Annotated in this window: 21 protein-coding genes; 9 read left to right on the forward strand and 12 right to left on the reverse strand. The window is 61.9% G+C overall.

The genetic code is table 11. From position 1 onward, the window contains the following. Position 1 precedes the first annotated feature (1 nt). The 8 genes from trbE to RT513_RS08105 all read left to right on the forward strand — a co-directional run bounded on the left by trbE (position 2) and on the right by RT513_RS08105 (position 7,971). Positions 2-2,458, forward strand: a complete 2,457-nt coding sequence (trbE, locus tag RT513_RS08070) for a conjugal transfer protein TrbE (protein WP_313533866.1) — start codon at positions 2-4, stop codon at positions 2,456-2,458. Further along, entirely contained in the window at positions 2,455-3,234 is a 780-nt protein-coding gene (gene trbJ, locus RT513_RS08075) for a P-type conjugative transfer protein TrbJ (protein WP_313533867.1), read from the forward strand. Before trbE ends, trbJ begins: the two co-directional genes overlap by 4 nt. 10 nt (positions 3,235-3,244) lie before the next feature. Further along, entirely contained in the window at positions 3,245-3,532 is a 288-nt protein-coding gene (gene trbK-alt / locus RT513_RS08080; protein WP_010395132.1) for a putative entry exclusion protein TrbK-alt, read from the forward strand. Between the two features lie 3 nt (positions 3,533-3,535). After that, positions 3,536-4,894: a P-type conjugative transfer protein TrbL gene (gene trbL / locus RT513_RS08085; RefSeq protein WP_010395136.1), complete on the forward strand. Its 1,359-nt coding sequence runs from the start codon at positions 3,536-3,538 to the stop codon at positions 4,892-4,894. Beyond that, complete coding sequence (trbF, locus tag RT513_RS08090; RefSeq protein ID WP_290685140.1) at positions 4,891-5,580, forward strand: conjugal transfer protein TrbF; 690 nt, start codon at positions 4,891-4,893, stop codon at positions 5,578-5,580. The genes trbL and trbF overlap by 4 nt, the downstream gene beginning before the upstream one ends. Further along, entirely contained in the window at positions 5,577-6,560 is a 984-nt protein-coding gene (trbG, locus tag RT513_RS08095; protein WP_010395141.1) for a P-type conjugative transfer protein TrbG, read from the forward strand. Before trbF ends, trbG begins: the two co-directional genes overlap by 4 nt. Before the next feature lie 68 nt (positions 6,561-6,628). After that, positions 6,629-7,753, forward strand: coding sequence for a TrbI/VirB10 family protein (locus tag RT513_RS08100; RefSeq protein WP_290685258.1), 1,125 nt, complete (start codon positions 6,629-6,631; stop codon positions 7,751-7,753). Further along, entirely contained in the window at positions 7,750-7,971 is a 222-nt protein-coding gene (locus RT513_RS08105) for a DUF2274 domain-containing protein (protein WP_290685143.1), read from the forward strand. Before RT513_RS08100 ends, RT513_RS08105 begins: the two co-directional genes overlap by 4 nt. A 28-nt stretch (positions 7,972-7,999) precedes the next feature. Here RT513_RS08105 and RT513_RS08110 read toward each other — a convergent pair whose 3' ends face one another. The 11 genes from RT513_RS08110 to dapA all read right to left on the reverse strand — a co-directional run bounded on the left by RT513_RS08110 (position 8,000) and on the right by dapA (position 19,937). After that, positions 8,000-9,043, reverse strand: a complete 1,044-nt coding sequence (locus RT513_RS08110; RefSeq protein ID WP_010395146.1) for a LysR family transcriptional regulator — start codon at positions 9,041-9,043, stop codon at positions 8,000-8,002. 103 nt (positions 9,044-9,146) lie between these two features. Next, complete coding sequence (locus RT513_RS08115) at positions 9,147-9,599, reverse strand: PTS sugar transporter subunit IIA (protein ID WP_003168926.1); 453 nt, start codon at positions 9,597-9,599, stop codon at positions 9,147-9,149. Positions 9,600-9,645: 46 nt separating this feature from the next. Next, on the reverse strand, positions 9,646-10,341 hold the full coding sequence (locus tag RT513_RS08120) for a response regulator transcription factor (RefSeq protein ID WP_003168927.1): 696 nt from the start codon (positions 10,339-10,341) through the stop codon (positions 9,646-9,648). Then, positions 10,338-13,043, reverse strand: coding sequence for a sensor histidine kinase KdpD (locus RT513_RS08125; RefSeq protein WP_290685150.1), 2,706 nt, complete (start codon positions 13,041-13,043; stop codon positions 10,338-10,340). Before RT513_RS08125 ends, RT513_RS08120 begins: the two co-directional genes overlap by 4 nt. Positions 13,044-13,100: 57 nt before the next feature. Then, positions 13,101-13,673 (reverse strand): potassium-transporting ATPase subunit KdpC, encoded by a 573-nt coding sequence (kdpC, locus tag RT513_RS08130; protein WP_003168929.1) that lies wholly within the window; start codon positions 13,671-13,673, stop codon positions 13,101-13,103. A gap of 72 nt (positions 13,674-13,745) precedes the next feature. Next, complete coding sequence (gene kdpB, locus RT513_RS08135; protein WP_290685155.1) at positions 13,746-15,815, reverse strand: potassium-transporting ATPase subunit KdpB; 2,070 nt, start codon at positions 15,813-15,815, stop codon at positions 13,746-13,748. A gap of 227 nt (positions 15,816-16,042) precedes the next feature. Further along, on the reverse strand, positions 16,043-17,746 hold the full coding sequence (gene kdpA, locus RT513_RS08140; protein WP_290685157.1) for a potassium-transporting ATPase subunit KdpA: 1,704 nt from the start codon (positions 17,744-17,746) through the stop codon (positions 16,043-16,045). Between the two features lie 30 nt (positions 17,747-17,776). Continuing rightward, positions 17,777-17,866: a K(+)-transporting ATPase subunit F gene (gene kdpF / locus RT513_RS08145; protein WP_067179871.1), complete on the reverse strand. Its 90-nt coding sequence runs from the start codon at positions 17,864-17,866 to the stop codon at positions 17,777-17,779. A gap of 482 nt (positions 17,867-18,348) precedes the next feature. Further along, positions 18,349-18,597 carry a hypothetical protein gene (locus tag RT513_RS08150; RefSeq protein ID WP_010395163.1) on the reverse strand — a complete coding sequence of 83 codons (249 nt, stop codon included), beginning with the start codon at positions 18,595-18,597 and terminating at the stop codon, positions 18,349-18,351. Positions 18,598-18,651: 54 nt separating this feature from the next. Further along, positions 18,652-18,855, reverse strand: a complete 204-nt coding sequence (locus RT513_RS08155; protein ID WP_290685162.1) for a hypothetical protein — start codon at positions 18,853-18,855, stop codon at positions 18,652-18,654. 173 nt (positions 18,856-19,028) lie between these two features. After that, positions 19,029-19,937: a 4-hydroxy-tetrahydrodipicolinate synthase gene (dapA, locus tag RT513_RS08160; RefSeq protein ID WP_290685164.1), complete on the reverse strand. Its 909-nt coding sequence runs from the start codon at positions 19,935-19,937 to the stop codon at positions 19,029-19,031. 227 nt (positions 19,938-20,164) lie between these two features. Between dapA and RT513_RS08165 the strand changes: the two genes are divergently transcribed. After that, positions 20,165-20,827 carry a hypothetical protein gene (locus RT513_RS08165; RefSeq protein WP_313533870.1) on the forward strand — a complete coding sequence of 221 codons (663 nt, stop codon included), beginning with the start codon at positions 20,165-20,167 and terminating at the stop codon, positions 20,825-20,827. A 289-nt stretch (positions 20,828-21,116) separates the two neighbouring features. On the opposite strand, the gene RT513_RS08170 is transcribed toward RT513_RS08165, so the two are convergent. Next, on the reverse strand, positions 21,117-22,388 hold the full coding sequence (locus RT513_RS08170; RefSeq protein WP_313533871.1) for a porin: 1,272 nt from the start codon (positions 22,386-22,388) through the stop codon (positions 21,117-21,119). Positions 22,389-22,578: the final 190 nt, after the last annotated feature.

Raw genomic sequence — 22,578 nt, forward strand, 5'->3', positions numbered from 1 at the left:
CATGATGAACCTAGCTGAATATCGCCGCACTGCCAGCCGCCTGGCGGATTTCCTGCCTTGGGCGGCTTTGGTGGGCCAGGGCGCCGTCCTCAACAAGGACGGTTCGTTCCAGCGCACCGCACGCTTCCGCGGCCCTGACCTCGACAGTGCCGTTGCGGCCGAATTAGTCGCGGTCGCGGGACGCCTCAACAACGCCTTCCGTCGGCTCGGCTCCGGCTGGGCAATCTTCGTTGAAGCGCAACGGCACGAAGCCTCGACCTATCCCGAGAGCCGTTTTCCCGATCCAGCGTCGGCCTTGGTCGATGCCGAGCGCAAGGCGGACTTCGAGGAAGCCGGCGCCCATTTCATTTCCGGCTACTTCCTCACCTTCACCTATCTCCCGCCGGCCGAAGATGCTGCGCGGACTGAAGCATGGCTCTATGAGGGACGCGACCGAAGCGGCGTCGATCCGCATGAGGTCCTGCGCGGCTTCATCGATCGCACCGACCGGATGCTGTCGCTGCTCGATGGTTTCATGCCGGAATGCGGCTGGCTCGGTGACGCCGAGACGCTGACCTATCTGCATTCCTGCGTTTCAACCAACCGTCATCGGGTGCGGGTCCCCGAAACGCCGATCTATCTGGATGCGCTGCTCGCCGATCAGCCGCTCACCGGCGGGCTTGAGCCCCGTCTGGGACATTCCAATCTGCGCATCCTCACTATCGTCGGCTTCCCCACCGCGACGACACCCGGAATCCTGGACGAGCTGAACCGTCTTGCATTCCCCTATCGCTGGTCGACACGGGCAATCCTGCTCGACAAGACCGACGCCACCAAGCTGCTGACAAAGATCCGGCGGCAATGGTTCGCCAAACGCAAATCCATCGCCGCAATCCTGAAAGAGGTCATGACCAACGAGGCGTCCGCCCTCGTTGACACCGACGCAGCCAATAAGGCCGCAGACGCCGATCTCGCACTTCAGGAACTCGGGGCCGACTATGCCGGCCAGGCTTATGTCACGGCGACCATCACCGTCTGGGACAACGACCCGCGGATCGCTGACGAAAAGCTGCGTTTGGTCGAGAAGGTGGTGCAGGGCCGCGACTTCACCGCCATGCCCGAGACCATCAACGCCGTAGACGCATGGCTCGGCTCGCTGCCGGGCAATGTCTACGCCAATGTTCGGCAGCCGCCGATTTCCACGCTCAATCTCGCCCACATGATCCCGCTTTCAGCGGTGTGGGCGGGGCCGGAACGGGACGAGCACTTCGGGTCGCCCCCCTTGCTGTTCGGCAAGACCGAAGGAAGCACCCCGTTCCGGTTTTCCCTTCATGTCGGAGATGTCGGCCATACGCTCGTCGTCGGTCCGACTGGTGCGGGCAAGTCCGTGCTGCTGGCGCTGATGGCGCTCCAATTCCGCCGCTACGAAAATTCTCAGGTTTTCGCCTTCGACTTCGGCGGCTCCATTCGGGCCGCGGCATTGGCGATGGGCGGCGATTGGCACGACCTTGGCGGTGATCTGACGGACGGTGCCGAGTCTTCCGTATCACTTCAGCCTCTCGCGCGCGTCCATGACGTGCCCGAACGCGCCTGGGCCGCTGACTGGCTCATCGCCATCCTCATGCGCGAAGGCATCCAGATCACGCCAGAGGTCAAGGAACACCTCTGGTCCGCCTTAACGTCGCTCGCCTCCGCCCCTGTCCAAGAACGGACCATCACCGGCCTGTGCGTGCTGCTGCAATCGAACGATCTCAAGCAAGCCTTGCGGTCCTATTGCGTCGGCGGGCCTTATGGTCGGCTTCTTGATGCCGAGAACGAGCATCTTGGGCATGCAGCGGTGCAGGCGTTCGAGATCGAGGGCCTTGTCGGCACAGGCTCAGCGCCCGCCGTTCTCGCCTATCTCTTTCACCGCATCGGCGACCGCCTCGACGGATCGCCCACACTGCTGATCATCGACGAAGGCTGGCTCGTCCTCGATGACGAAGGCTTCGCAGGTCAGCTCCGCGAATGGCTAAAGACCCTTCGCAAGAAGAACGCATCGGTCATCTTCGCCACCCAATCGCTCAGCGATATTGATGGCTCGGCGATCGCCCCGGCCATCATCGAAAGCTGCCCGACGCGGCTGCTGTTGCCTAACGAGCGGGCGATCGAGCCCCAGATCACCGCAATCTATCGTCGCTTCGGATTGAATGATCGGCAGATCGAGATCCTCGCGCGGGCCACCCCGAAGCGGGACTATTACTGCCAGTCGCGACGCGGCAATCGCTTGTTCGACCTGGGCCTCTCCGAAGTGGGGCTCGCGCTTACCGCAGCTTCTTCCAAAACCGATCAGACGGCCATCGCCAGGATTTTCGCCGAGCATGGGCCGGACGGATTCCTCCTCGCATGGCTGCGCCTGCGCGGCGTCGACTGGGCCGCCGACCTTATCCCCGACCTCGCCAATCTCGTTCCCCCAGCCCCCAAGGAGACTACGTCATGACCATCCATCGTTCCCGCTCGCGCGCACTATTCATGGCCGCGACAATGCTGGCGATGCCTGTCGCCCTGTCGCCGATCTTCATCTCTCCGGCGCATGCTCAATTTGGCTTCGGACGGATCGTCTATGATCCGTCCAATTACGCGCAGAACGTGCTCACTGCCGCGCGCACGCTGGAGCAGATCAACAACCAGATCACACAGCTCCAGAATGAAGCGCAGATGCTCATCAATCAGGCGCGCAATCTCGCGAGCCTGCCGCATTCCTCGCTCCAGCAGCTTCAACAGGGCTTTCAGCGCACGCAACAGCTTCTGAGCCGGGCTCAGAACATCGCCTTCGATGTTCAGAGCATCGATCGGGCCTTTCAGCAACAATACGGCAATGTCTCACTGTCGACGACGGAACAACAGCTCGTCGCCGATGCGCGCTCACGCTGGCAGAACACCGTGGGCGGACTGCAGGACGCCATGCGCGTCCAGGCCGGCGTGGTCGGCAACATCGACACGAACCGCGCCGAAGTTTCGACGCTGGTCGGCCAAAGCCAGGGGGCGACAGGCGCGCTCCAGGCGACCCAGGCCGGCAACCAGCTTCTCGCTCTCCAGTCGCAGCAGCTCTCCGATCTTGTCGCATTGCTTGCGGCCGATGGACGTGCCGGGGCGCTGACCGAAGCAGAAAGGGCTGCCGCAGCCGAACAGGGGCGCGAACAACGCCGCCGGTTCCTGACGCCTGGCTCCGGCTATCAGCCCGGCAACGCCCAGATGTTCAACAACGGCAACTGAGGGCGCGAGCATGGATGGCAAGCTGCTGGCACGGCTCGGCGCGGTCGTCTTCGTCGCCATCGCGATCACTGCGACGGCGATCGAGATGACCCGGAAGGAGGAAGCTCCCGCAGAGGAGCCCGCGGGTCTTGCAGAGCCCGTGCGCGATCCCCTGCGCGAGGCTCAACGCCGGTGCCAGCAGCTTGGTCAGAGCGCCGCTAGCGATGCGGACTGCATGCGCGTCTGGGCCGAAACCCGCGACCGCTTCCTCGGCCGTGCGCCGGCGCCCACAGCACCACCTCAGAATCAAGGACAGTGATCCATGGGCGGCACCGGCGTCATCGACACATTCCTCGGGACCTTCACCCGCTACATCGATTCCGGCTTCGGCATGCTTGGCGGCGAAGTCGCCTTCATCGCCACAACCCTCATCGTCATCGACGTGACGCTGGCAGCGCTCTTCTGGTCCTGGGGAGCTGACGACGACATCATCGCGCGCCTTGTAAAGAAGACACTTTTCGTCGGCGTCTTCGCCTACATCATCGGCAACTGGAACAATCTGGCGAACATCGTCTTCGACAGTTTCGCCGGCCTCGGTCTGAAGGGTTCGGGCACCAGCTTCACCGTTCAGGATCTTTTGCGCCCCGGCAAGGTGGCGCAGACCGGTCTTGATGCCGCCCGTCCACTGCTCGAATCCATTTCCGATCTGATGGGGTGGATCGCCTTCTTCGAGAACTTCATCCAGATCGCCTGCCTGCTGTTCGCATGGGCTCTGGTGCTTCTCGCCTTCTTCATCCTGGCTGTGCAGCTCTTCGTAACGCTGATCGAGTTCAAGCTCACGACGCTTGCCGGCTTTGTGCTGATACCCTTCGGGCTGTTCGGCAAGACCGCCTTCATGGCCGAGCGCGTGCTGGGCAATGTCGTGTCATCCGGCATCAAGGTCCTGGTGCTTGCCGTCATCATCGGCATCGGATCGACCCTCTTCTCCCAGTTTACCGCTGGCTTCGGCGGCGAGACCCCTACGATTGACGAGGCCATGGCCGTGGTCCTCGCTGCGCTTTCGCTGCTCGGCCTGGGAATCTTCGGTCCTGGCATCGCCAGCGGCCTTGTCTCAGGCGGTCCGCAGCTCGGCGCCGGCGCCGCAGTCGGCACGGGGCTTGCCGTCGGCGGCGCGGCGCTGGCCGCAGGTGGTGCAGCGGGCTTGGCCGTCAAAGGCGGCGCCGCCGCCATGTCCGGTGGAGCCGCCGCCGTGCGTGGTGGCGCTGCCGCTGCCGGCGCTGCATCCTCGGCCTACAGTCTCGGTTCTCTTGGTCAGACTGGCGCGTCGGGCGTGGCCTCGGGCCTCGGAGGCGTCGCACGCGCAGCAGGTTCGGCTGCCGCATCGCCGCTCAAGCGCGCCGCAACGAAAGCTGGCGAAAGCGTCAAGTCCAGCTTCGCCGAAGGCGCGAAGGCCGGTTTCGGAGCCACCGGCGGGTCCTCGACCATGGGGACCATCGGCGGCGCCGACGCTGCCCACGCTTCCGCCAGCCCTCCGCGAGATGGAGCCCCTGACTGGGCAAAGCGCATGAAACGCAGCCAGGCCCTCAGCCACGGCGTCTCAGCGGCCGGTCACGCCGTGCGCTCCGGCGACAGCCATGGCGGCGGCTCTTCCGTCAACCTTTCTGAAAGTGATCGCTCATGAGCCTCTTCAAACGACCCGCTACCCACTATGGCAAGACACCCGAGCCTGAAACACCATATCAGAAGGCTGCTCAGGTCTGGGACGAACGCATCGGCTCGGCCCGCGTGCAGGCGAAGAACTGGCGCTACATGGCGTTCGGCAGCCTGATTCTCACAACGGGGTTTGCCGCAGCCCTGGTCTGGCAGTCAGCACGCGGGACCGTCGTGCCTTGGGTCGTGCAGGTCGATAATCTCGGCCAGGCGCAAACCGTCGCGCCAGCCTCCGCGGACTATCGGCCCAACGACCCTCAGATCGCTTTCCACCTTGCTCGCTTCATCGAACAGACCCGCGCGATTCCGTCTGACGCCATCATCGTGCGCCAGAACTGGCTTCGCGCTTATGAATGGACCACTGATCGCGGCGCCGCAGCGCTGAACGATTACGCCCGCTCCAACGACCCCTTCACACGGGTCGGCCGCCAGCAAGTCGCCGTAGAAGTCTCAAGTGTGATCCGGGCTTCCCCCGATAGCTTCCGTGTCGCCTGGATAGAGCGTCACTATGAAAACGGCCAGCTCGCCCGGACAGAACGCTGGACCGCCATCCTGACCATCGTCATCCAGACGCCGCGCGACGCAGAACGCCTCCGCGCCAATCCCCTGGGTATCTATGTCAATGCCATCAACTGGTCGCGGGAGATGAGCCAATGAGCCGCCCTCCGATGAGCAAATCCGCGTTTCAGGGTTTTCCCAAATCTGGCCTGGCGGTCGTTCTGCTTTCCGCGACCGTACTTGCCGGTTGCGCGACCAATCGGCCGCCGCAAATCAGTTACGACTCGGACGTGCCGCCGCTGCCCGCCGTGCCGGCAGTCGTTGCGGACGCGCAGCCGAGGCCATTGCATGTCCCTCCGGCATGGACGCCGGCAAGAGGGGGAACAGCCGCCAACACCCCGGAGGGGCGCGTCCAGAACGCCAACTCGGCCGCCCGCGTTCAGCCTCGCCGCGAAGGCTATTTCAACTCGATCCAGATCTATCCGTGGAGCGAAGGCGCGCTCTATCAGGTCTATGCCGCGCCCGGGCAGATCACCAATATCGCGCTGGAGCCAGGGGAGAGCCTGACAGGGGCCGGTCCCATCGCCGCCGGCGACACGGCACGATGGATCATCGGCGATACCGAAAGCGGCAGCGGCGCGACCCGTCGCGTCCATATCCTCGTCAAGCCAAGTCGCGCTGACATCACGACCAACCTCGTCATCACGACCGATCGGCGGGTTTACATGATCGAGCTGCGCTCCGGCGAAGCGCCCTATATGCCAGCCGTCGCTTGGGCCTACCCGCAGCCGCCCGCAGGTCAGAGGCAGAGCGTCCCGGCGACGCCCGTCATCCCCGTCGCCTCGGCGCGCAACTATCGCTATGGCTTGACCGGCGATTCACCGCCCTGGCGGCCGGTGTCGGTCTATGATGACGGACGGCGGGTCTATGTTGAGTTCCCGCGCGGCATCGTCCAGGGCGAGATGCCGCCGCTCTTCGTCATTGGTTCCGATGGCGAAGCGCAGATCGTCAACAGCCGCATTTTCCAGCACATCCTGATCGTCGATCGCCTCTTCGGCGCGGCCGAGCTGAGACTCGGCAGCGGCGACCGCCAGCAAACCGTCAGGATTGTCCGTACCGACGGGAGGCCAGCGTCATGAGCAACAAGGAAGATAACCGCGATGACGGCCTGGCGCCCGCCGGTCCCACTGTCGAATCAACCTCGACCATGCGGCTGCGCGCTGAGCCTCCGCGCGTCACCCGGCTGTCCCGCAAGGTATTGGCTGGTGTCGGCCTCGTCGCCAGCATCGGCATCGGCAGCGCTCTGATTTATGCGTTGCAGACGCGCCAAGGCGGGCCTGGCAACGAGGAGCTCTATTCCACGGAGAACAGAACCACTGCCGATGGTCTTGCGGGACTGCCGCGCGACTATACCGGACCGGTACTCGGCCCGCCTTTGCCGGGCGATCTCGGCGGTCCGATCCTCGACGCCCAGAACCGCGGCCAGCCCGTCGTGCCGCCAGCAATGGTGACACCTCAGGTCGATCCCGAGGAGCAACGTCGTCTCGCCGAGGAAGAAGCTGCCCGAACGAGCCGGGTGTTCTTCCAAACCGGACCCGGAACGGGCGCGCCGCCCGCAAGCCCCGGCATGAGCAATCCGCCACTGGCGGGCCTCGGTCTGCCGGGGCAGGTTGGAACGCCAACCGCCCAAGACCGGCAGAGCGCTTTCCTCAATGCCACCGTCGATCGGCGAACGGTGTCGCCAGATCGCGTCATGGCGCCGGCATCTCCCTATGTGCTTCAGGCCGGCGCAGTGATATCCGCAGCCCTCATCACCGGCATCCGCTCCGACCTTCCCGGCCAGATCACCGCCCAGGTGACCGAGCACATCTATGACAGTCCCACCGGCCGCATCCTGCTCGTCCCCCAGGGCACGCGCATCATCGGCGAATACAGCAATGATGTCGGCTTCGGACAGCGCCGCGTGCTGCTGGTCTGGAACCGGCTGATCTTGCCGAACGGGCGCTCTATTGTCCTGGAACGCCAGCCCGGTGCCGACACGCAAGGTTATTCCGGCCTTGAGGACGGCGTCGACTACCATTGGTGGGACCTTGCGAAAGCCGCCGGGTTGTCGACCCTTCTCGCCGTGGGCGCCGAGCTCGCGGTCGATGATGAGGACCGCCTGATCCGCGCGATTCGCGACGGCGCCCAGGACACCATCAATGACGCTGGCCAGCAGATCATCCGCCGTCAGTTGCAGGTCGCGCCCACCCTGACAATCCGGCCGGGATTCCCGGTCCGCGTGATCGTCACTCGCGACCTGGTGCTCGAACCCTATGGAGCAGCGCAATGACCAAACTGAAGCTCGGCCCGATCGCCGAGGACAAGCCGGTGAAGATAACCCTGGATCTCCCCGGCGCTCTTCACCGCGACCTCAGTGCCTATGCGGAGGCGCTTGGCCGTGAATCCGGCCAGCCCATCATCGACCCCAAAAAGCTCATTGTTCCGATGCTTGAGCGGTTCATGGCGACGGACCGGGGGTTCGCCAAAGCGCGCCGAAATCGCGAGTGATCGCGACCCAGACCCCGGTCCGGTAAGATCAGATGAGCCGCCGCGGACGCTCGCCAGAGTCTTTGGACGCCAGTCTCGAGGCCAGCGAGAGAAAACGCCGAAGTGACGGGTTATCCCGGCCGGGTGCCCAAACTGCGCTGAACGGCACTATGTCTTCGTCCTCGACCAAAGGTCGCAGCACGAGCCGAGGGATAGAGACAAAGCGCCAGCCGGCCGACACAACGGTTATGCCCCTGCCGATTGCGACCATATTCATCAGGGTCTCCTGGTTGCAGGGCATGATCTCGATCGCAGGATAGGTGCTGTAATCCGCCAGCCTACGAACGATGTAATCATGCACTTCGAGCCCCGGCGCACATTTTGTCGCTAGGAATTTCTGGTCGCGAAGCCACGACCATTCGACCGATTCACGCTCGGCTAGATGATGATCCGCCGAGAGCGCAACATGCACTCGTTCCTGCCAGAGTTCGGCTGTTTCACAATCGGCGATCGCGCCATTCCCGGTGATAAAAGCGATATCCAGTTGTCGCGCCCGCAGTGCGGCGACGTGTTCAGCCCGTCCCCCATCTCTGATCTCTATGGCCACCTCTGGATGTAGCAAGGCATACTTTTCGATGAGCTCCCTCAGAAACCCGCCCGCAAGCGACGTCAGAACGCCGATGCTCAGGCTGCCGTTTTCGCCGCGACCCGCCGCGCCGGCGGTTTGGGTCGCTCGCATGATCTGGTCAATCGCTGGACGGACGGCGGCGACAAATTGCTCTCCGGCATGCGTCAGGCGAATCCCGGAAGGGCATCGCTCGAAGAACGAAACGCCCACCACATCCTCAATGCGTTGCACGCCCCGGCTCACTGTCGCCGGATACTGGCCCAACGCCTCCGCAGCGCGCCGAAAGGAGCGGTAGTCCGCCGCCGCCACGACATACTGAAGCGAGCTCAGGTCAAACGGGATCTTCGCCGACACAGGAGGAAAAGAAGGCCCCTCTGAGTCCTGGTTTTCCTCCTCCATCCACTCGACCTTCAGTCTGTCGGCGGAGGAAGCGATAACTCCCTCAAGACCATTGGCCTTGGGCAACGGTCCCCTTTAAAAAAGACAACTACGATTTGTCCCGGCCCCGCCTTTCGGGCGAAGCCGGCGACTTCCGCGACCTCCTGTCGATCCGGTCGTCGGAAACTCCTCATACCGGCTGCTCTACCAGGACCGAATACGCGGCAGTCGCGGTCTTCGCGCCGCGCAGCATTTTCATGACCTGCTCATCGCGGGTCCGGCGTGCGACCGCGGCGAGAATCTTCAGGTACTCGTTGCTGCCTTCGGGGGCCGAGAGCAGGAGAAAGACAACATCGACCGGAAGGTCGTCCACTGCCTCGAATTCGATTGGCTTCTTCAGCACCATCAGCGCGGCGAAGGATGCCTGAAGTCCGGGAACCGGCGCATGAGGCATGGCGACGCCATGGCCGATGCCGGTCGAACCCAGACGCTCGCGTCCTAGCAAAGCTGTATGGATCGTTTCCTCAGTCAGCCCGGTGCGGGCGGCCGCATGCGCGGCCAGCTTCTTGATCAGGACGGCTTTTGTCGAGATGGATAGATCAAGGATCACGTCCTCTGGTGCGATGGCAGATGACAGGTTCATAGGAGTACTCACGTTAAGTCGCCCGCCCGTAGACGAGCGCGCGTGGTCACTGCTCCGGCTCACGGAGGCGGTAACCGACACCAGTTTCAGTAAGGATATATTGCGGCTGATCGGGCGTGGCCTCGATCTTCTGCCGCAACTGGCGGACATAGACCCGCAGATATTGGACATCGGTCGAGCCGCCCCACACATGCTTGAGGATGTGCTGGTGCGTGATGACCTTGCCCGCGTGCTGCACGAGAATGCGCAGGATTTCGTATTCCTTGGGTGAGAGCTTCACCTCCTTGTCTGCGACCTTGACGATCCGCTTCACCAGGTCGACCGAGAGATCGCCGACCTGGAATATCGGGCGTTCGCCCTGCTGCTGGAGCTTGTGCCTGAGCGCCACCCGAATGCGCGCCGCCAGCTCGCGCATCCCGAATGGTTTGGTGAGATAGTCATCGGCGCCCAGTTCCAGCGCCTTGACGATGCCCGTTTCATCGGTCCGGCTGGAGAGGATGACGATCGGCAGTTCGACAAGCTCGGCCCGCCACCTTTCAAGCAGCTCATGGCCGGAAATATCGGGCAGCCCGAGATCAAGCAGAATGAGATCGGGCTTCTCCTCTGTGAGCAGCGCGACGGCGTCCTCGCCGTTTGCAGCCTCGACCATGGCATAGCCCTCGGCTGTCAGGCCGACGCGCAGAAGTTTCCTGATCGGCGGCTCGTCATCGACGACGAGAATCTTGACTACGGACGTACTCATATCCTTCCTTCCAAAGTCGAGGGCTCCGGTCCGATCGGAAACCGCAGCGTGAAAATGGCGCCGGGTCTGTCGGCCCGGTTGGTCGCGAAAATCGTTCCGCCCATCGCCTCGACAAATCCCTTGCAGATGGAAAGTCCAAGCCCGGTTCCAGCCTGGACGTGGTCCTTCTTCCGGACGCGATAGAAACTGTCGAAAATCCTGGTGAGATCGTCGGGCGGAATGCCGGGCCCTTCATCGACGACCTGCAATGTGACGTGGCTCTCGTCGGCCCACGCCCGAAGCCCGATCCGCGACCCTGACGGTGCGTATTTGCGGGCATTGTCGAGCAGATTGAACAGCACTTGCTCGAACAAGACCGGATCGAGCCGGACCATCGGCAGATCGGGCGGCACGGCAAGGTCGACCCTATGGAGAGCCAAAATCTTCTCAGCTCGGCGGAGCGCGCTGCCGACGCTGTCGCCGATGAACAGTGGCGTCAGCGATACCGCCGCAGCGCCGGATTCCAGCCGGGTCATGTCGAGCAGGTTCGCGATGAACCGATTGAGCCTTTCGGCCTCTTCGACAATTGTCGTCAGCAACTCGACCCGACCGGAATCGGTCAGGGATGTCGAATAGTCTCTGAGCGTTCCCGCCGAACCGAGGATCGACGCCAAAGGCGTCTTGAGGTCATGCGATAGTGACGTCAAAAGCGCGGAGCGCAGCTTGTCCGCCTCGGCGGCCAGACGCGCATTGTCGACATCGGCGACCAGCTGGATGCGCTCGATCGCCAGAGCGGCCTGATCTGCCAGTGAGTCGAACAGCCGCTGTTCCACAGGCGTCAGAACCGGCCCTTGCTTGTCATTGTCCAGACCAATGACGCCGACCCGTGTCCTGCCGGTCTTCAGAGGGAGGTAAAGGCGCTTCGCTCCCGGCAGCGTGTCCGCCCCACGCCCTGCAGGCTTGTCATGCTCCCAGGCCCACTGGGCCGCCGCAATATCGGCATCGTCGAGCGTGTCATCGGGCGGGAAACCCGCCTGGACCGCGATGCGGCCGTTCTCCGGCAACAGAGCCACTACCCTGACCTGAAGCATGGAAGCGATCTGATAGACCGTGGCCCAGAGAACGTCGCCCAAGGTCCCGGCGCCGGCGAGCTTCTTGCTGAAGAGATAAAGGCCCTCGGTCGTTTTGGCCCGCTGGCGCGCCGTCACGGCTTGCCTTTGCACCCGGCCCGCCAGATTGCTGGCAACAACCGCAACGCCGAGAAAAAACGCGAAGGCCACGACGCTCTCGGGATCGCCGATATCCAGCGTGTAACGGGGCTCGAGGAAAAAGAAGTTGAAGACTAGCGCGCCCAACACGGAAGCGAACAGCGCCGGCCAAAGGCCGCCGCCCATCGCCGAGGCCAGCACGGCCATTAGAAAGACGAGGGCGATGTTGCGGACATCCAGAAAGCGCGACAGCGCCGTTCCGGTGCCCAACGCCATGGCAACGTAGAGCGAACTCCACAGATAGTGGCCGAAGTCGATTCGTCGTTTGGGCCGCGCGCTGACTGTCGCTGGAGATCGCGTTTCCTCGCCGTTGCCCGGCGAGATGACATGAACGCTCACATCCGTCTTGGCGCGGATCAGATCATGCGAAACGGAGCCCGCGAAAATCTCTCGCCACCTGGGCGAGGTCGGCATGCCGACGATGACGTGTGTGTAGTTGTTGGTGGATGCGTAGGTCAGAATTTCTTGCGCGACGTTCTCGCCGGGCAAGGTAACCGCTTCGGCTCCGAGCTGCTCAGCGAGACGCAAGGCGCTGGCAATCTTGTCCTTATCCTGCTCGGAGAGTCGGGCGTCCTTGCTCGTCTCGACGTGAACCGCGGCCCATGGCGCACGAAAGCGGTCCGCCTGACGCCGGCCATAGCGCACAAGCGCCATCGCTCCAGGGCGTTCGTTGATGCAAACCAGGACGCGTTCGCCGGCCGACCACGGCCCGGCGATCGCATGCGCCTGCATGTGCGTCACCAGTTGATCGTCAACGCGCTGCGCTGTCCGCCTAAGCGCAAGTTCGCGCAGCGCGGTCAGGTTGCTCGGCGAAAAGTAGTTCTGCGTCGCACGCTTCGCTGTTTTGGGCAGATAGACCTTGCCCTCGTTCAAGCGCTTGATCAGGTCGCCCGGCGTAATGTCGATGATTTCGATATCGTCGGCGCGGTCAATGATCGAATCCGGAACGGTCTCGCGCACCCGAATCCGTGTGATCTGCGCCACCACGTCGTTGAGGCTTTCGACGTGCTGGATGTTGAGGGTGCTGTAGACGTCTATGCCGTTCGCGAGCAGTTCCTCTACATCGAGATAGCGCTTCGGATGGCGACTGCCCGGCGCGTTGGTATGGGCGAGCTCGTCCACCAGGACCAGCGCCGGCGTGCGCGCCAGAATTGCGTCGATATCCATCTCATCGAGCACATGCCCTCGATACGGCACAGTGCGGCGCGGAACGATCTCGAACCCCTCGACCAGAGCCTCGGTCTCCGCCCGCCCGTGGGTCTCGACCACCCCGATGACAACATCGACGCCGTCTGCGCGCTGGGCCCGGCCCGACATGAGCATCTCGTACGTCTTGCCCACACCCGGCGCCGCCCCAAGAAAGATCTTGAGGTGGCCGCGCGTCTCCCGTTGCGCACTTTCCAGCAATGCATCGGGCGATGGACGGCTCTGCTCTCGTATTGGGTCGTCAGACACTTCATGACTCCGGATCAACGGTCAGGACGGCTATTATAGCCGTCCTGACAACTTCATTCAGCCTCTATTGGCGCTGTCGAGCGCCAGGTTCAGCTTGAGAACGTTGACCACGGGTTCTCCCAGGAAGCCGAGTATGCGCTGCTCGACGTGCTGATCGACCAGTACGCGCACCGTGGCCTCATCGATGCCGCGCGCTCTGGCGACACGGCCCACCTGGAAGTAGGCGGCCTCAGGCGTAATATGGGGATCGAGGCCGCTGCCAGAGGCCGTAACAAGGTTCATGGGGACCGCTGCGCCACCGTTCGCGGCCCGCTGAGCCTCAGTATCGGCTGCGACGCGATCACGAAGCGCCTGGCTGGTGGGGCCAAGATTGGATCCGCTGGACGCGCCGGCATCGTAGCCATCTGAACCGGCAGCCGAAGGACGCGGGTGGAAGTAGCGCTCGCCGGCAAAGTTCTGGCCGATGAGTTCGGAGCCTATGACCACGCCTTCACGTTCAATGAGGCTCCCATTGGCCTGTTGGGGAAAAATGGCCTGCGCGATACCGGTCACGCTAAGGGGGTATATGAGACCGGTTATGACGGTTAGTGCGACAATAAAGAAAATCGCGGGTCTGATTTGCTTGAGCATCGTTTCTGTCCTGAATGGTCCGCTGCTGATGGATATCGCTTCGCGGATTGTGTCTCTGGTGACCGCTTTCGACTAAACGAGGCCAGCGGCTGTGATGGCCATGTCGATGAGCTTGATACCGGCGAAGGGCACGAGAATGCCGCCCAGCCCGTAAATCAGGAGATTCCGGGACAGCAGCGAACCGGCTCCGATCGCACGATACTTCACGCCTTTCAGCGACAGCGGGATCAGCGCCACGATGATAAGGGCATTGAAGATGATCGCCGACAGGATAGCGCTCTGCGGTGAAGCAAGGCCCATGATGTTGAGCGCACCAAGCTGCGGATAGAACGCCAGGAACATCGCCGGGATGATTGCGAAATACTTCGCAATATCGTTGGCGATCGAGAACGTCGTCAGCGCGCCCCGTGTCATCAGCAATTGCTTGCCGATTTCCACGATTTCGATCAGCTTGGTCGGATCGCTGTCGAGATCCACCATATTGCCGGCCTCGCGGGCTGCGACCGTGCCGGTGTTCATGGCCACACCCACATCCGCCTGCGCAAGCGCCGGAGCGTCGTTGGTGCCGTCGCCGCACATGGCCACCAGCTTGCCTTTAGCCTGTTCCTCGCGGATCAGCGCCAGCTTGTTCTCCGGCGTCGCCTGCGCCAGGAAGTCATCGACGCCGGCCTCGGCGGCGATAGCAGCCGCGGTCATCGGATTGTCGCCGGTGATCATCACCGTGCGAATGCCCATGCGGCGCAGCTCGGCGAACCGCTCCTTGATGCCGCCCTTGACGATGTCCTTGAGATAGATGACGCCGAGGAGGCGGCCATCCTTCACCACGGCGAGCGGCGTGCCGCCTGCCTTGGCAATCTCGTCGGCGATAGCCTGGAGCTCACGGAGGCTTTCAGCGGATGCACGCGGGCTGCCGGTCGCGACCGTGGCGAGTTCCACATGCTTCAAGACCGCATCGACCGCGCCTTTACGGACGGACGAGCCCTCTAGGTCGACGCCGCTCATACGGGTCTGCGCCGTGAACGGGACGAATGTCGCGTTGAGGCTCGCCATGTCGCGTGCGCGGATGTCGTATTTTTCCTTGGCGAGCACGACGATCGAGCGGCCTTCAGGAGTCTCGTCGGCAAGCGAAGCAAGCTGCGCTGCATCGGCGAGTTCCTTTTCGGTGACGCCCCGGATCGGCCGGAACTCGCTCGCCTGACGGTTGCCGAGCGTGATCGTGCCGGTCTTGTCAAGCAGCAGCGTGTCGACGTCGCCGGCGGCTTCAACGGCACGGCCGGACATGGCCAGAACATTGAAGCGGACCAGCCGGTCCATACCGGCAATGCCGATGGCCGAGAGCAGTGCGCCAATGGTGGTCGGGATGAGCGTGACGAACAGGGCGACCAGAACGATGATGGGAACATACCCGCCCGCATAGGTCGCGAAGCTCGGGATGGTCACCACGGCCAGTACGAAGATCAACGTCATTCCCGCAAGCAGGATGTTGAGCGCGATCTCGTTCGGCGTTTTCTGGCGTTCGGCGCCTTCGACCAGAGCAATCATCTTATCGATGAAGGTCGAGCCGGCCGCAGCCGTGATCCGGACCTTGATCCAGTCGGAAAGGACCTGGGTGCCACCCGTGACGGCAGAGCGATCCCCGCCAGACTCGCGGATGACCGGAGCTGACTCGCCCGTAATCGCCGCTTCGTTCACCGAGGCCACACCCTCAATGACTTCGCCATCAGAGGGGATGATGTCGCCCGGTTCAACAAGAACGACGTCACCGACCTTCAGCGTGGCGCCCGGCACCATTTTGTAGTCGGAGCCGCCGTTCGAGAGCAGCTTAGCCTGGGTCTCCGTGCGGGTTCGCCGGAGCGATTCAGCCTGCGCCTTGCCGCGTCCTTCGGCCACGGCCTCTGCGAAATTGGCGAAGAGCACGGTGAACCAAAGCCACAGCACGATCTGCAGAGAGAAGCCGACGCTTTCGGCTCCTGTAGCAATGTCCTTGAGCAGAAGCACCGTCGTCAGGACCGACACGACGGCGACGACGAACATGACCGGGTTTTTAGCGAGGCTTTTCGGATTCAGTTTCCGAAACGCATCCCCTATGGCCGGAACGAGTATGCGAGCGTCCAGCATGCTCGCGGATTTGGACTGGTTCATAAGAAACTCCAGCGAGTTTGTTCTTGGGGGCCAACCACTCGGTCACGCCGCCGCGAGCAATTCAGTGATAAGTTTGGCGAGGAGCACCACGCCCCCCAAAGCCAGTGTCATGCCGAGAATTATCGTCGATGCCCTGGGCGGTCTGGCCGCCCCTCGCTCCTGAAGCCAGGAGCGAGGGTTCACGACAAATCGGATCGATCTCAGCCATTTGGCCGTCATCGCGGTTCTCAGAAAGTCTGGCCCGCCAACATGGCGAAGTGCTCGACGATCGGACCCAACGCCAAGGCAGGGAAGAACGTCAGGCCGCCGACGATCAGGATCACGCCCACCAGAAGACCGACAAACAGAGGCCCGGTCGTAGGCAGGGTGCCGCTGGACTCGGGAACCGTTTTCTTGGCGGCCAGGGAGCCAGCGATAGCCAGCGCCGGAATGATCACCATGAAGCGTCCCATCAACATCGCGAGGCCAATCGTGATGTTGTACCAGGGCGTATTGGCGGAAAGACCTGCAAACGCCGATCCATTGTTCGCCGTGCCGGATGTGTAGGCATAGAGAACTTCGGAGAATCCGTGTGGACCTGCGTTCGCCATCGAAGCCACGCCCGTGTCGAGCACTACGGCAATCGCGGTGAAGCCAAGTATCGAAAGAGGCAGGCACAAGACAGCGAGCATGGCCATCTTCACTTCCTTCGCCTCAATCTTCTTGCCGAGATACTCGGGTGTCCGCCCGACCATAAGCCCTGCAACGAAGATCGCGACGACGACGAACAGGATGATGCCGTAGAAGCCTGCGCCGACACCGCCAATGATGATTTCGCCGAGCATCATGTTGATGATCGGGATCATCCCGCCCAGCGGCATGAAGCTGTCGTGCATGGCTATGACGGCGCCGCACGACGCAGCGGTCGTAACGACTGCAAAGAGCGCCGACGTGACGATACCGAAACGGGTTTCCTTTCCTTCCATGTTGCCGCCCTCAAGGCCAAGCGAATGGAGAATCGGATTGCCCGCAGCCTCGGCCCAATAGGTGATTGCGACACCGGCGAGGAACAGGACGCCCATGGCGGTGAAGATAGCCCAGCCTTTTTTCTCGCTGCCGACCATGCGACCAAACACGTTGGTCAGAGCAGCGCCGATGGCGAAGATCGAGACCATGTGGATGAGGTTGGTGAAGGCATTCGGGTTTTCGAACGGGTGCGAAGCGTTGACGTTGAAGAAGCCGCCACCGTTGGTTCCCAGATGCTTGATCATCATCTGAGATGCGACCGGACCCTGAGCGATGGTTTGCTGCGCGCCTTCAACGGTTGTTGCGATGGTGTACGGGTTGAGGTTCTGCGGAACGCCCTGCCAGACCAGAACCAGGCTGCCGACGAAGCAGATGGGCAGCAGGACGTACAGCGTGATCCGGGTAAGATCGACCCAGAAATTGCCGACTGATTTGCCTGATGCCCGGGAAAACCCGCGTATCAATGCAACTGCAATCGCGATGCCCGTCGCTGCCGACAAGAAGTTCTGAACAGCAAGACCTGCCATCTGGCTGAAATAGCTCATGGTGGTCTCGCCGCCATAGCCCTGCCAGTTGGTATTGGTCATGAAGCTGACAGCGGTATTGAAGGCGCTGGTCGGCTCAATCGCTCCCAGTCCCTGAGGGTTGAACGGCAACCCTCCCTGGAGGCGTTGAACGAGATAGAGCATCACGAAGCCGGCGAGGTTGAAGAGCAGCATGGCCAGCGCATAGGTCGTCCAATGCTGCTCCTCTTTCTCATTCGTTCCAGCGACACGGTACAGTCCCCGTTCGAGCGGTCCAAAAATGACCGAAAGGAGTGTACGCTCGCCGTTTAAGACGCGGGTGAGATAGCCGCCGAGCGGCCTCACCAGCGCGATGATGATCCCGGCAAAGACCAGGATCTGTATCCATCCATTTATTGTCATCGGTGGTTTCTTTCCGAGCTACTATCTTGATCAGAACCGCTCGGGACGAGCGAGGGCATAGAGCAGATAGCCAGTCACAAAGACCGCGACGGCTGCTCCAAGGAAGTATTCCAAGATCATGATTGATTTCTCCCGGTCAGAGCTTTTCGCAAACTCTGATGTATCCAAACATCAGTGCGAAAAATCCAACACCTATTGCCAGCACAATAACGTCCATTGCCTTCGCCTCCGGCGCCGCAGTTGATACGAATGGCCAGCCAAGAGAGAAAAACCTGGCAAGCCACAGCTATAATTCTTCCAGCGCGCCCTTGCGTACGCACGGGTGCCGGAGGAGGAATTTGGCGGAAATATGGACGCGAACCGCATATAGGTTCGAGAGAGGAACGAGGCTCAAAAAATAGGAATCTAATAGTTATTTCGGCGGCACGCATAAAAATTCCATAGGAATTTCCGCTAACCGCCCATTAGCAAGCAAAAAGCCCGCCGACTCGGTAGAGGCGGCGGGCTTTGCTTATCTCAACTGGGAGAGTTACTTTCCCATCGCCATCGTCGCGATAAATTCAGCGAGTGTGAGGCGGGTCTGTCGGATCGATGGCAACCGGCTAGGCGGCGGCCCGGCGTCCAAACAGCGGGTCAAGGCTCAGGCGCTGGCTTTCGGCCATGCAGATCACAGCCCCCGGCGCGTTATTGGTTTCCTGACGGGCGAAGTGAATCGCCGCATCCTTGCTGACAAAGCAGCCGCCGACGAGGTTACGCTCATCGCGGACGGTCCAGCATCCTCGGTTGTCCTGGCCGACGAAAAAATGGTTCAGAGGTTGGGGAGGCTCTTTCGGCTGAACGGCACTTGCCATGATGGATGATCCTGATTGTTCGTTGAAGAGTGAGCTGTGGACGTCGTTGGCGCGCTAGCCAGCCAACGCGGTGACTGTGGCGACGGCCGCAATCACGAGGGCCATCACGACTCCGAGCCGCAGGAACATTCCAACGTCGGCCATCGGCTCATCCGAGCGCACGGCAACCTTGGCTTCGCCATCCGTCCGCCTAGGGTTGGCCTTGTTCTGTTGTTGCATCGTATAGAAATAGTAACCACGAGGGTACATCGCAGACATCCTTTCTCGATATCGGCAGGACCTTCTACTCGTCGAGTAAGATGATGCTTTTTGCCGATACGTTGAATTTAAGGATGTCGGGATTTGTTCTCCATTTCACGGACGGCCGGATTTCATAGTATTTTCATTGGAGAACACAGCAGCATCATGCTGTTCTTATAAGGACGACCCAATCAGGCCGAGAGGGGGACGAGAGACCTCTCGGCGACCAAAGACGTATCGATCTCCAGGGAGTCGATCTCCGCCACGGCAGCGCGTATTCTTGCAGCGGTGCCTTCAGTGACCTCGACCAGCGGAAGGCGGACGACGGGCGAGTATCCGCGCGCGCAATGCAACGCGAACTTGATCGGGCATGGATTGCTTTCAAGCTCCAACGCCTCGATCAGCGGGAAAAGATGAGCGTTGATGCGCCGAGCTTCCAGATAGGCGCTCTTTCGCACCGCGCTGATCATCGCCGCGGTCAGCATCGGAGCGACGTTCGACACGACCGAAATGGCGCCATCGCCGCCAGTCGTCATGAAAGCCAGCATCGATCGGTCATGTCCGGAAAGCTGGGTGAAACGATCGCCAAAGCGGAGGGCCATCGTGCTTACCCGCGTCGGATCTCCGCTTGCGTCCTTGATGCCGACAAGACCGGGCAGGTGCGCAAGGCGGTCAAGCGTTTCGATCCTGATATCGACGGCCGTCCGGGAAGGCACGTTATAGATGATGATCGGCAGCTCGGCAGCTTGCGCGACGCTCTCGAAATGCCGGAACAGGCCTTCCTGGCTCGGCCGACTATAGTAAGGCGTGACGACCAGAGCACCATCGGCGCCAAGCCGAGCCGCCTCGCGGGTTAGTTCGACGGTCCGCCGGGTGTCGTTTGTCCCCGAGCCGGCGATCACCGGCACACGACCATTGGAAACCTCGACGCACAACCTGATCACCGCCGCCCATTCCGGATGAGACAGGGTCGGCGCCTCGCCCGTGGTGCCGCAGGCGACCAGCCCCTGCACGCCCTGGTCGATCTGCCAGTTGGCAAGCTCCGCCAAGGCGTCGAAATCGATAGCCTCACCCCTAAACGGAGTGACAAGCGCGGTCATCAACCCGCCAAATAAAGGAGGGTCGCCACTGGGCTTCATGGTGCTTTTTCTCCATCTTTCGAAGCATCTTTTGGCCGTGCCCGGCGCCGACCGAGGGAGCCTAGCAACGCGATCATCAGGGCTGCCGCCAGATCGTCATGTCGGCCCACGCACCTGCGTAAATTGCCGCGATCGTTCCAGGCCATGCGACACCGCCACCGATCTCCCGAACGACCCATCGACCACGGGTGGCGTTTCGGCTGCAAATGCGCTCCCAGTTCGATCACCGCTTCAAGCAAGGCATTCGCTTCGAGCAGATCCCGGAGCCGGCGGTGCCGTCGAAACTGCGGCTGGTCTTCGCGCTCCTCGATAATCCTCACAGCCAGCCAGATGTGGTGCTCCTTGAGGACTCTGGCCATTTCCAACTGCGTCCTCAGGCCTGGCAACTCAGCCAGACGGCTTTCACCGATAGCGCGCCTTCGATCGTCGGGTTGGAGAGCGGGCGCAGCAGGGCGTGTCATGCCGCTCTCAGAAAAACTATGGCGACGACTTGCACAGCGGCACAGCTCGCCGCAAACATCAGGAGCAGGTATTCCGATCTACGGCGTCGCTCGCGTTTGCTGAACTTCGGTTTCGACCGCGGCAACCTGGGGCGAGCAGAACGGCCTGCAAATCTGCATTCAGCCGCCATTGCTGAGCACCAGATAGATGCTGGGGCCTGCAGCAGCAACAACAGCGCAACCGGCGATCACCACCAGAACGATGATCTCCACGCCGCAGCGGATGAGGTGTCGGGAGACTTGGCGCTTGCTTGGTACAGCCTGGCTCAATTTTCGCCCTCACTACCCAATCTGACGCGGCTCGCGCCGCCGACTGAGGTTCAGCATCTCCATGCAGAAGCGACCGTCTGACAGTTGAAGAAAGAGGCGGTAGCAGCCGTAGCTCTCGCCTATCAGCCGTGCCGCGACGACCGCATCATTGCGCGTCGGGTGGCACCACTCGGAGTCTTCACCTTCCAGATGCACAGTCCAGCGATCGTCGTAGTTCCGATAGACCCAGAGCACGGGCAGGACCGGATACAAAGTCGCTGCGGCTTGAGGCGCCTCCGATTTCGATATGATCTGTTCCAAACCCATGTTTCACCTAAGCTCGCAGAGCGTCTGCGGAGCCGGTGGCCCCGCATTTCCGCCCGCGCCCGTCCTAGAAAAGCACCCCAGCTTCAAACATCCCGCGAACCTGGTCGCGTTTGTCGAAGTTGGACCCAAAGCCGTAGCCTTCGGTGACCCGGTCAATGCGGGTGTATGAGAGCTCAGTGCGCGCGAAGAAAATCCCGCGCTGGTAGGTCGGCGTCACCGTCAGCGACCACGCCCTGCTTTTCGGCCCGTAGAGCAGATTGGTGGGGGCGCAGTCTGCGGCGACGCCGCAATCTCCTCCGCTTGAAGCGATGTACTCGGCGCGTCCAGCGATCGAGAAATTCTCATTGATGGCATATCGAGCCAGCAGCGCTCCGCCGAATGTTTCGGCCGAGCGATCAATCCCGATGTCCCTGTTCGAGCGGACCGTTGTGTATTGCAGATAGGGCTGGAGCGTCAGCGGGCCGTCGACATAGGTGTAGATCACATTGAAGATGCTGCTGTTGTTCTGCGCCAGAGGCGTCGCCGCGCCGGCCTTGCCGGACTCTGCAAAATTGCCTGCGGCGACAAGCGTGATCGTGCTCGACGGCGTCGCCGCATAAGACACCAGACCGGATACCCAGTTGTAATCCCCTGAGTAGAAACCATCATTGACCGACACCGAGGCGTTGACCGGTCCATTGCTATAGTTCACCTGAACACCGCGGCTGATCGCCGGCTCCTGGTTCCAGAGCAGGCCGCGCGCGATATTCATATTCTGGAAGGTGAAGGTCGATTCCGCGCCGATCAACGTCGGCAGCAAACCCGCCTGCACTGAGAAATTCGGCGACAGCTCGAGCTTGCCATAAGCAACCGGCACCGGCCCGTACAACTGATCGGTGACGTCGGTTGCGCGGGTGTAGGCCGAGCCCAAAGAAGGCAGCGAGTAGACACCGCCCTGGACGAAGAACGTCAAAGGCGCCCCGGTTGTCTGCACCTGAATCTGGGCATTGCCGATATCGACGAGGGGATCTGTCGTTCGGGGATCGACGCCGGGAATGCCGTTCGTCTGCGCATTGCCGATGCCTGTGATCTGGCCGGTGATATGAAGCCGGCCAAACACGCCCGCATCCATGCTCATCGGATCGGGGTTCGGGCGCAGAGGACCACCAAAGCTCGGCGCGCTCAGGGGTTCCGCCGCTGCCTGGCCAAGACCCATCATCGAACCGGCCATGATCGCGACCGCGCCGACCGCGCCCCGGCAAAGCGTCCGCCGACGCCCAGACCCCGGTCTTGTTGGACGACCGGCCTCGGCTGTGGCCGTTGCGGCGGGTGCGAGGGACGGTTTAAGCGGCTTCATACCTTCAGATCCTTCCGGTTTGGTGGGACCCTCAAGCTAAATAGAGCCGCATATTATTTCGACGGGAGCTCAGCCGCGCTGCGATAGTATTTTCATAAGAAAAAGCCCTGACAAAAATATACGTACTCATATAGCCGGATTTTTATTTGACTGAGCACGACTTTGCGCCCTCTCTCGTGCGGGAGTGTGC

Origin of the sequence: Haematobacter sp. (assembly GCF_032102465.1) — a bacterium.
Lineage (GTDB): Bacteria > Pseudomonadota > Alphaproteobacteria > Rhodobacterales > Rhodobacteraceae > Haematobacter.

What these genes read in the sequence shown, in the direction of transcription:
- RT513_RS08105 (WP_290685143.1), top strand. Translation starts at nt 7,750, where the DNA reads ATGACCAAACTGAAGCTCGGCCCGATCGCCGAGGACAAGCCGGTGAAG.
- RT513_RS08120 (WP_003168927.1), bottom strand. Translation starts at nt 10,341, where the DNA reads ATGAGTACGTCCGTAGTCAAGATTCTCGTCGTCGATGACGAGCCGCCG.
- kdpC (WP_003168929.1), bottom strand. Translation starts at nt 13,673, where the DNA reads ATGCTCAAGCAAATCAGACCCGCGATTTTCTTTATTGTCGCACTAACC.
- trbJ (WP_313533867.1), top strand. Translation starts at nt 2,455, where the DNA reads ATGACCATCCATCGTTCCCGCTCGCGCGCACTATTCATGGCCGCGACA.
- kdpA (WP_290685157.1), bottom strand. Translation starts at nt 17,746, where the DNA reads ATGACAATAAATGGATGGATACAGATCCTGGTCTTTGCCGGGATCATC.
- trbE (WP_313533866.1), top strand. Translation starts at nt 2, where the DNA reads ATGATGAACCTAGCTGAATATCGCCGCACTGCCAGCCGCCTGGCGGAT.
- RT513_RS08100 (WP_290685258.1), top strand. Translation starts at nt 6,629, where the DNA reads ATGCGGCTGCGCGCTGAGCCTCCGCGCGTCACCCGGCTGTCCCGCAAG.
- trbF (WP_290685140.1), top strand. Translation starts at nt 4,891, where the DNA reads ATGAGCCTCTTCAAACGACCCGCTACCCACTATGGCAAGACACCCGAG.
- trbL (WP_010395136.1), top strand. Translation starts at nt 3,536, where the DNA reads ATGGGCGGCACCGGCGTCATCGACACATTCCTCGGGACCTTCACCCGC.
- kdpB (WP_290685155.1), bottom strand. Translation starts at nt 15,815, where the DNA reads ATGAACCAGTCCAAATCCGCGAGCATGCTGGACGCTCGCATACTCGTT.
- trbG (WP_010395141.1), top strand. Translation starts at nt 5,577, where the DNA reads ATGAGCCGCCCTCCGATGAGCAAATCCGCGTTTCAGGGTTTTCCCAAA.
- RT513_RS08170 (WP_313533871.1), bottom strand. Translation starts at nt 22,388, where the DNA reads ATGAAGCCGCTTAAACCGTCCCTCGCACCCGCCGCAACGGCCACAGCC.
- RT513_RS08115 (WP_003168926.1), bottom strand. Translation starts at nt 9,599, where the DNA reads ATGAACCTGTCATCTGCCATCGCACCAGAGGACGTGATCCTTGATCTA.
- trbK-alt (WP_010395132.1), top strand. Translation starts at nt 3,245, where the DNA reads ATGGATGGCAAGCTGCTGGCACGGCTCGGCGCGGTCGTCTTCGTCGCC.
- kdpF (WP_067179871.1), bottom strand. Translation starts at nt 17,866, where the DNA reads ATGATCTTGGAATACTTCCTTGGAGCAGCCGTCGCGGTCTTTGTGACT.
- RT513_RS08155 (WP_290685162.1), bottom strand. Translation starts at nt 18,855, where the DNA reads ATGTCTGCGATGTACCCTCGTGGTTACTATTTCTATACGATGCAACAA.
- dapA (WP_290685164.1), bottom strand. Translation starts at nt 19,937, where the DNA reads ATGACCGCGCTTGTCACTCCGTTTAGGGGTGAGGCTATCGATTTCGAC.
- RT513_RS08150 (WP_010395163.1), bottom strand. Translation starts at nt 18,597, where the DNA reads ATGGCAAGTGCCGTTCAGCCGAAAGAGCCTCCCCAACCTCTGAACCAT.